The organism is Kineococcus indalonis (assembly GCF_009906395.1).
GTDB lineage: Bacteria > Actinomycetota > Actinomycetes > Actinomycetales > Kineococcaceae > Kineococcus > Kineococcus indalonis.
The window spans coordinates 1-7877 of record NZ_JAAALM010000016.1; the positions used below are offsets into that span (position 1 = coordinate 1).

Genomic DNA, 7877 nt, shown 5'->3' on the forward strand with positions numbered 1-7877 from the left:
CAACGACACCCCGTGCCGCCGAGGACCACGACGACCGACCGGCTCCGCCGGCGCTACGTGCGGGTGTAGGCCATGGCACGGGTCGACTCGCAGAGTGCGATCGGGGCGGTCACGATGCTGCTCCGTGACCGGCTGCTCAGCCGCGGGTTCGCCGTCACGGTGGGGAAGCCGGAGGACGCCAACGGGTCGGACTCCTCCGCCAAGCTCAACCTGTTCCTCTACGAGACCGTCGTCGACGCCCAGCTGCGCAACCACCGCCTGGACGAGGAGGGCCCCGACCCGCTGTGGCTCGTGCTGCGGTACCTCCTCACCGCCTTCGACGGCGAGGAGCACAGCGACAGCGCCGACGCGCACGTCCTCCTCGGTCGGGGACTGGTGGCGCTGCACGAGCTGAACTTCCTGCGCCTGGACGGCGCGAGCACGGCGGTGACCGTCGCGCTCGAGCACAACCCCGAGCCGCTGAAGATCACGTTCGACGAGTCCACCCCGGACCTCATCTCCAAGCTCATGCAGGGTCCGGACGAGACGTACCGTCTGTCCGCGGCGATCCAGGTGCGTCCGGTGCTCCTGCTCCCGACCGAGCTGCCGCGCTACGCCCTCCTCGTCGGGGTGGACCACACCGCCGCACCCCCGGCGGAGACCGAGGACCCCGTCGGGATCGAGGTGCTGCCGTCCCTCGGGCCCCGGCTCGACCGGGTGGAGCCGGCGGTGTTCGAGCCCGGGGAGCCGATCACGGTCTTCGGTGCGGACCTGAACCTCGCCGAGCTCGAGGTGGTGCTCGGCGCGGAGCCGCTCCAGGTGGTGGGGCAGTGGCCGGACCGGCTCGCCGTCATCGTCGCGAGCGCCCTGCCCGGTCCGCCCGGCGGTCGGATCGCCGCGGGCCTGGGCCCCTCGGCCGGCGAGCTGCCGCTCAGGGTGCGGCTGGCCCGCGCCGGCGGGCGCTACCGCAGCTCCAACCTCCTCGGCGCCTCGCTCAGGCCCGTCGTCACCGCGGCGACCATCACCGCCGCCGACCTGGTGATCACCGGCACCCTCCTCGGCGCCGCCGCCGACGACGTCGTCGTCGCCCTCTACGCCGAGAGCACCGTGCGCACGTTCGACGTCGTGACGACGGTGGCGGACCAGACCTCGCTGACCGTCACCGACGCGGGCACGACCGCGGGCCCCGGCACCTTCCTGGTGATCGTCAGGGTCAACGGCGTGCAGGCCCGCACCAGCCCGACGGTGGTGGTCACGTGAGCACCGCCGCCGGCACGAGGCGGACGCCGCCCGGGTTCCAGCCGCAGCTCGCGGTCGACGATGCGGTCGCCGCGCACTGGCTCGGCCAGGTCACCCTCGCGCTGCGCCGGGAGGTCGCCTGGCTCTGGCACGAGCGCGGCACCTCGTCCGGGACGCTGCCGCTGCCCGCCGACCCGCTCCGGGAGAGCCTGGACCTGCAGCGGTGGGACACCGACCGGCGGACGTTCTTCGACGAGGACGTCACGGCCCGGTGGCTGAGCGAGCAGCTCGCGGTCCCCGCTCCGCCGGCCGGCACCCCGCAGCGCGGCGGCTTCGGATGGGTGGCGGCGGAGCTGGCGCTCACCGACGTCGACCGGTTCGCGCTCGCGCTGGCCCTGGGCGGCGTCCTCGACAGCGCCCGCGGGCCGGTGGTCGCCGCCTGCCTCAACGACCCCGCCGCCGAGCGACCCACCCTCGCGCTGCTCCAGCGGCTCTGGGACCGGCCGGCCGACGTGCTCGAGCTGCTCGACCTCGGCAGCCCCCTCAGCGTGCACGGGCTGCTCGACCCGCCTCCCACCTCGTGGCACAGCCCGCTCGAGGTGGCGCCCGCCGTCGGCCGGCAGCTGCTGTTCCCCGGCGGCCCGGGACCGGCGGCGCTCGAACCCGTCATGCCGTGGGACGGCACCACCGCCGCGCACGAGCTGGCCGTGGCGCGGCTGCGCACCCGCTCGCAGGATCGCCCGAGCCTCGTCCCCGTCGTCGGCCCACCCGGGTCGCCGCGCGCGCAGACCGCGGCCCGGATCGCGGCCGAGCTCGGGATGCCCCTCGTCCAGGTCCGGGGGGCGGACCCGGTGACGCTCGGCCCGCTCCTCGTCACGGCCTGGCTGCGCGGTGCGGCGGTGTTCCTGCCGTTCCCGGCGGTCGCCGGCGAGGACCGGCCGCCCCAGCTCTCCCGGCTCCCGATCGTCGTCTTCGTCGGAGCGGAGGAGGGCGACGCCGTCGCGCAGCTGCCCCGGCAGGCGACCGTCCCGCGCGTCCGGCTCGAGCGGCTGGGCTACCACGAGCGGCTCACCCGGTGGCGCGAGGAGCTCCCGACGATGTGGGCGGACGGCGACGGCCGCGGCGCCCTGACCGAGTGCGCGCGGCGGTTCCGCAACGAGGGCGCCACCATCGCCCGGGTGGCGGCAGCCGTGCGGGCGCTGGGGCACGTCCCGGCCCGTCGCGACCTCTTCGACGCCTGCCGCGCCGACCTCGATCTGGGCGACCTCGCCCAGCCCGTCGTGCCCCGCTTCGACCTCGACGAGCTGATGCTCCCGGTCCGCCAGACGCAGCAGCTCGGCGAGCTGGTCACGGCGGCCGAGTCGCTGACGGCGGTGCACCACGAGTGGGGCACCGCGCGGGCGTGGAACGAGAGCGGCCTCTCGGTCCTCTTCAGCGGCCCACCGGGAACCGGCAAGACGATGGCGGCGGAGGCGATCGCGCGTGCCGTCGACATGCCGATCCACCGCATCGACCTGAGCCAGGTGGTGGACAAGTACATCGGCGAGACCGAGAAGAACCTGCGCCGGCTCTTCGACGCCGCGGACGCCGCGGACGTCATCCTCTTCTTCGACGAGGCCGACGCGCTCTTCGGCCGCCGCACGGAGGTCAAGGACGCGCACGACCGGTACGCGAACCTCGAGATCAGCTACCTGCTCGAGCGGATGGAGCGGTTCACGGGCATGGCGGTGCTCGCCTCGAACCGGAAGAAGGACCTCGACGAGGCCTTCATGCGGCGCCTGCGGTACGTCGTCCAGTTCCCCCTCCCGGGGGCCGACGAGCGCCGGCGGATCTGGCGTCTCGTCCTGCCCACCGGTGTCGACGTCAGCGACCTCGACCTCGACCTCCTCGCCGAGCACGTCCCGCTCGCCGGCGGGCACATCCGCAGCGCCGTGTTCAACGCCTGCCTGCAGAGCGTCCGCCCGGGGGAGCCGCCGCGTCTGGAGATGTCCACCGTCGTGCGCGCGGTCAAGGACGAGTTCGACAAGCTCGGCCGGGCCGTCAACCTCGACCGGCTCGGCGTCCACGCCGACCAGCTGAAGGAGCGATGATGCGCGTGCGACTCCAGGCCGTGAACCTCACCCTGCGGGGCTTCCCGCCGGGCGAGGCCGGGGCCGTCGTCGACGGCCTGCCCGCCGCGATCGCGTTCGCGCTCGACCACCCCGGCCGGGCGGTGCCCGGACCGTCCGGGGAGGTCGGTCGGGACATCGCCGCCGCGATCCGCGCGCAGGCGGGCGCCCGGCCACCGGACGGGGTGGCGCGATGACCCTCCTCCTGCGCGGGGCCCTCATCGAGTACGGCACCGACCTCATCGGGCCGATCCCCAACGTGGTCATCTTCCAGTTCAACCCCGAGGCGCTGACCCGCTCCTTCGTCGTGCCCGAGCGGCCTCGCGCCGGGAACGACCGCGAGCAGAGCCAGGCCGGGGAGACGGTCCACGAGCGGATCTCCCTCAAGGCCCACTTCTCGGCCGCCGACGCGCTCGAGGAGGACAAGTTCCTCGCCCGCACGTTCGGCCTCGGCCCCCAGCTCGCGGCCCTGGAGAAGATGGTGCTCCCCGGCGGGAAGATCGCCGGACTCATCGGGGCCGCGGTCGACGCCATCGGCGACGCCCTCGGCCTCGGCGGCGGCCAGGACGCCCCCACACAGCCCATCCCCCGCCAGTCGTTCCCCCGGATCCTGTTCATCTGGGGCCTCACCCGCGTGCACCCGGTGCAGATCGACTCGATGCGCATCAGCGAGCTGGAGTACGACCACCTCCTCAACCCGGTCCGCGCCGAGGTCGACCTCGAGATCTCCGTGATCAAGGTCGACGCCTGCTCCGACGACTGGCTGGCCAGGGGCGCACAGGAGTTCACCGAGATCGCCAAGGAGGCCCAGGCGATCGCCAACCTCGCGAACACGGCCGAACAGGTCGTCGAGCTCATCCCGTTGTGAGGAGGCCCCCATGTTTACCGACGGCTCGCGCTACGCCCGCACCCCGGTGGACACGGTGACGACCAGCCGCGGCCGCGCGGTGGCCGCCATCAGGCTCCGGCGCCTGCCCGACCCGCCGGCGGACCCGTACACGGTCAGGCAGGACGAGCGCCTGGACGTCATCGCCCAGCAGCGCTACGGCGACGGCACGAGGTTCTGGCACATCGCCGACGCCAACAGCGCGCTCGAGGCCCGCACCCTCGCCGCCCGCGTGCTCGGCACCGTCCGGGTCCCGAGGTCCTGATGGCCGCCACCTCGTTCCGGGTGTACTTCGGCGACCGGCCCGCCACGGCGGAGGAGCTCGCGCGGATCGAGCAGGTCGTCGTCGACCAGGAGATGGAGATGGCCTGGGAGGCGCGCATCCGCATGTCGCTGTGCCTCGACGACTCCGGCCACTGGCGCCACCTGCCGGCCGAGCTCGTGCAGCCGTTCAGCCGGGTCCGGGTGGAGATCCAGAAGGGCACCGGTCCCTTCACCGCGCTCATCGACGGGCCCGTCGCCGGGCTCACCACCTCGCTCGGGTCCGGGCCCGGCGTCAGCGTCGCCGACCTCGTGGTGCGCGACGACAGCGTCCTGATGAACCGCGAGGAGTCCACCGAGGTCTTCGAGCAGCGGGTGGACTCGGACCTCGCGGACGAGATGTTCGGGCGCGTCGCCACGATCACCGGTCGGGACATCCTGCCCACCACGGCGACGGCCCCGGTGACGGTCAAGCGCGGCACACCCATCCAGTTCGTCCGTGAGCTCGCCCGGGTCCACGGCTACCTCGCGTACGTCCTGCCGGGGGACGCGCCGGGGGAGTCGGTGGGCTGCTTCCGACCACCCTCCACCGACGCGCCCACGCTGCCCCCTCTCGTGCTCCTCGGGCCCGACCGGTCGCTCCTCGACGCCGACTTCCGCGACGACGGCGAGGGCCCGGAGACCACCCGCGGGCGGTCCCTGCGGATCTCCGACCAGCAGGTCGTCAGCGCGGAGCGGTCCGTCCAGGACGAGTCCCTCCTCGGGGCGCTGCCGCCGGTCCCTGACGACCACACCGCCCTGCGCGAGCTCCCGCCGGCCGAGAGCACCCGGGACGACCCGGAGGCCGAGGTCACCGCCCAGGCGCGCCGCGCGTCCTACTCCATGACCATGGACGCCCGCGTGGTGCCGGGGGGCTGCTACGACGCCGTCCTCGCGCCGTACCGCACCGTCACGGTCCGCGCCGGGGACACCCCGTACTCCGGTGACTGGCTGGTCCACAAGGTCACGCACACGATCACGCCCTCGATCTACACCGAGGAGCTCCAGGCCCGCCGCAACGCCGTCTCCGACGCCGCCGGGGACGGGCTCGCGTCGCTCGTGAGCGGGGTGTTCTGATGCCCGTCGACGTCGAGGAGGTGGTGGTGCGGCTCGCCGAGCTGGCGCGCACGCGCCACTACGGCAAGTTCCGCGGGCTCGTGAAGGACGTCGCCGACCCGCTCGACCTGGGCCGGATCACCGCCGAGGTGCCCGCCGTCCTCGGCGACCAGGTCTCGCCCTGGGCCATGCCCTGCGTCCCGTACGCCGGCCCCCAGCACGGCCTGGTCCTCCTCCCCGAGGTCGGTGACGGCGTCTGGATCGAGTTCGAGGCCGGTGACCTGGCCCGCCCCATCTGGTCCGGGTGCTGGTGGGCGGACGGGCAGCGGCCCACCCCCGTGGCAGCCGCCGCACGCCTGCTCGCGACGAGCGGAGGGCACGGGGTGCTCCTCGACGAGGACGCGGACGAGATCCGGATCGTCCACCCCGGCGGCGCCGAGGTCGTCCTCGGCGGCGACGCCATCACCCTCACGATCGGGCGGAGCACCCTCAGGCTGACCGACGGCGAGATCACCCTCAACGACGGCATGGCCAAGATCACCACCGCCGGCGCGAGCCTGGTCAACGACGCGTTCACGGTGGGGGGCTGACGCCGTGACGATGCCGGTGATCACCACCGCCGCGACCGTCACGTGCCCCCACGGCGGCACCGTCCAGCTCTCGACGGCCAACTCCACCGTGACGGCCGACGGGGCCGCCGTGTGCCTCGTCAGCGACCAGCACACCGTCTCCGGGTGCCCGTTCACCACGCCCTCCGGGGTGCCGTCCCCGTGCGTGAGCGTGCATTGGTCGGCCCCGGCCGCAGACTCCGCCGTGGGCGGCGCGGCCCCCCTCCTGCAGACGAGCAGCGGTCTGTGCCTGTCCGGCGCGAAGGTCCCCCAGGGCCCGGCCGTCGTCGCCGGCACGCAGAGCGCCGTGAAGGGGGTCTGATGGGCACCGCCGGCCGGCACCTCGCCTTCCCGTTCCGGATCGCTCCCGACGGGCGCACGACGACCCCCGCGACCGACGGTGACCACGTGCGCGACGAGGTCCTCCAGTTGCTCCTCACCGACCCCGGTGAGCGGCCCTTCGCCACCGAGTTCGGCGGCGGGGTGCGCCGGCTCGTCTTCGAGCCGGCCTCGGACGCCCTCCGCGGCGTCACCAAGGCGCGCATCACGCAGGCCCTCACCCGCTGGCTCGGCCACCGCCTCACGGTCGAGGCCCTCGAGGTCGAGCTCGAGGGTGAGCGCATCGACGTCGTGGTGACGTTCCGGCCGGCCGGCACGCCCGACAGCCGCGTGCTCCGCTTCCAGCGCCAGGGGCGGTGACGTCGTGCGGCAGGAGACGCTCGCCCCGATCCGCGACCAGGACGCGGTCGACGAGCGCGCCCGGGACCTCGAGGCCGCCGGCCTCAACGGTCTCCAGACCGCCATCGTCGGCATCGACCCCCCCGGGACAAGGGCTTTCCTCGAGCTCCACCTCGTGAACGACCTGCACGTGGCCGACGTCCTCGCCGAGGTCGCCGGCGGCAGCACCGACCCCGCGGACGTCTTCCCCGTCACCGGGGGGCACCGCATCCGGGCCGGGCGCGGTGCCGGCGAGGTCCGGTGCACCGCGGTCGCGGCGGGGCCCGGGCCGGGGTCGCTCCGCCTGACCCTCGAGCCGGTCGGGGACTACTCCACCTACACCCTCGAGCTGGCGTTCGACCCGGCCCGCATCGACCCGTTCTTCGCCGGCCTGGCGTTCAAGTTCCGGCCCGGCTGCTTCACCACCTGCGCGCCGGAGACGGCACCGGCGGCGCCACGGCCGGCCGCACCGGTCATCGACTACCTCGCCAAGGACTACGACAGCTTCCGGCACGTCCTCGTCGCGGCGATGATGGAGCGGGTCCCCGGCTGGCAGGTCACCTCGGAGGCCGACCTCGACCAGGTGCTCATCGATCTGTTCGCCGCCGCCGCCGACGAGCTCTCCGACCACCAGGACCGGGTCATGGCCGAGGCGTACCTGGCCACCGCCCGCACCCGGGTCGCCCTCGTCCGGCACGCGCGGCTGATGGACTACCACGTCCACCAGGGCCAGCAGTCCTCCACCTGGGCGCTGGTCACCGTCACCGAGGGCACCGCGCCGTTCACGCTCGACGAGGACCTCGTCGCCTGGACGGGTGGCCCCGACGCCGAGGGCGACGTGCAGGTGTTCGCCACCCGCGAGGCACGGCTCGCCGCGGCCGAGCGCACCACCCTCGCGCCGGGCTTCAACCGCTTCCACCTGCACACCTGGGCCGGCGCCCAGCCCGCCCTGCCGGCGGGGGCGACGAGCGCCGACCTCGTGCC

At 74.2% G+C, this 7877-nt stretch carries 9 protein-coding genes and 1 pseudogene; all 10 read left to right on the forward strand.

Annotated features, from left to right (window positions below; translation table 11 throughout):
- Positions 1-114 precede the first annotated feature (114 nt).
- Entirely contained in the window at positions 115-1239 is a 1125-nt protein-coding gene (locus GTR00_RS01965) for a Pvc16 family protein (protein WP_166609978.1), read from the forward strand.
- Complete coding sequence (locus GTR00_RS25430; RefSeq protein ID WP_166609979.1) at positions 1236-3308, forward strand: ATP-binding protein; 2073 nt, start codon at positions 1236-1238, stop codon at positions 3306-3308. Before GTR00_RS01965 ends, GTR00_RS25430 begins: the two co-directional genes overlap by 4 nt.
- Positions 3308-3523, forward strand: coding sequence for a hypothetical protein (locus GTR00_RS01975; protein WP_166609980.1), 216 nt, complete (start codon positions 3308-3310; stop codon positions 3521-3523). The genes GTR00_RS25430 and GTR00_RS01975 overlap by 1 nt, the downstream gene beginning before the upstream one ends.
- A complete protein-coding gene (locus GTR00_RS01980; protein ID WP_166609981.1) occupies positions 3520-4194 on the forward strand; it encodes a hypothetical protein in 675 nt (224 codons plus the stop codon). The genes GTR00_RS01975 and GTR00_RS01980 overlap by 4 nt, the downstream gene beginning before the upstream one ends.
- A gap of 10 nt (positions 4195-4204) precedes the next feature.
- Positions 4205-4477: a hypothetical protein gene (locus tag GTR00_RS01985; protein WP_166609982.1), complete on the forward strand. Its 273-nt coding sequence runs from the start codon at positions 4205-4207 to the stop codon at positions 4475-4477.
- On the forward strand, positions 4477-5589 hold the full coding sequence (locus GTR00_RS01990; protein WP_166609983.1) for a hypothetical protein: 1113 nt from the start codon (positions 4477-4479) through the stop codon (positions 5587-5589). The genes GTR00_RS01985 and GTR00_RS01990 overlap by 1 nt, the downstream gene beginning before the upstream one ends.
- Positions 5589-6158 (forward strand): phage baseplate assembly protein V, encoded by a 570-nt coding sequence (locus GTR00_RS01995; RefSeq protein WP_166609984.1) that lies wholly within the window; start codon positions 5589-5591, stop codon positions 6156-6158. The genes GTR00_RS01990 and GTR00_RS01995 overlap by 1 nt, the downstream gene beginning before the upstream one ends.
- A gap of 10 nt (positions 6159-6168) precedes the next feature.
- On the forward strand, positions 6169-6498 hold the full coding sequence (locus tag GTR00_RS02000; RefSeq protein ID WP_407659574.1) for a hypothetical protein: 330 nt from the start codon (positions 6169-6171) through the stop codon (positions 6496-6498).
- The gene (locus GTR00_RS02005) at positions 6498-6875 is read left to right on the forward strand and encodes a GPW/gp25 family protein (RefSeq protein ID WP_166609986.1); all 378 of its coding nucleotides are present in this window, start codon (positions 6498-6500) and stop codon (positions 6873-6875) included. Before GTR00_RS02000 ends, GTR00_RS02005 begins: the two co-directional genes overlap by 1 nt.
- A 4-nt stretch (positions 6876-6879) precedes the next feature.
- A pseudogene (locus GTR00_RS22780) lies at positions 6880-7877 on the forward strand (hypothetical protein); the annotation flags it as partial.